Source organism: Actinomadura sp. BRA 177 (assembly GCF_013372625.1).
In the GTDB taxonomy this organism is placed as follows: domain Bacteria; phylum Actinomycetota; class Actinomycetes; order Streptosporangiales; family Streptosporangiaceae; genus Spirillospora.
Map to the genome: position 1 here is coordinate 1 of NZ_JABXFD010000695.1, position 446 is coordinate 446.

1 pseudogene is annotated in these 446 nt (G+C 83.6%); it reads left to right on the plus strand.

The features are described from left to right. Nucleotides 1-446, plus strand: a pseudogene (locus HUX53_RS38230) (hypothetical protein); the annotation flags it as partial.

The following is a 446-nucleotide window of genomic DNA, read 5'->3' on the forward strand; positions in this document are numbered from 1 at the left end:
GCCCAGCTCCTCTACGCGGGCCGCCTCGACGGCACGCCGTTCGCCGTCAGGCGGCGCGGCGACCGGCTGGCCCGCTACACGCCCGGCCGGCTGGACGTCGTCCCCGCCGGCACCGGTCCGTCCGCCCCGATCGCCCTCGGCGGCGGACGCTACCTCCTCGCCCCCTGGGACGGCCGGCCCGAGACCGCCAGCGGGTCTCCGGTGAGGGTCTCGGGCGGCGTGACGTCCCCCGCCCCCGCGGCCACCGACTGCGGGCGCGGCCCGCTCTTCCACCTCGGCTCCCGGACCGTCGGCCACCTCGGCGGCCCGCGCCCCGCCGCCCTCCCCTACCACCCGCCCGCCTGGCATCCCCGCGCCGACCGGCCGGGACGCCCCCGGCGGCCGGGCCGCCGGGCCGTGGACCCGCCCGCCCTCGCGGCCCCGCCGTCCCCGCCCCCCCGCCCACC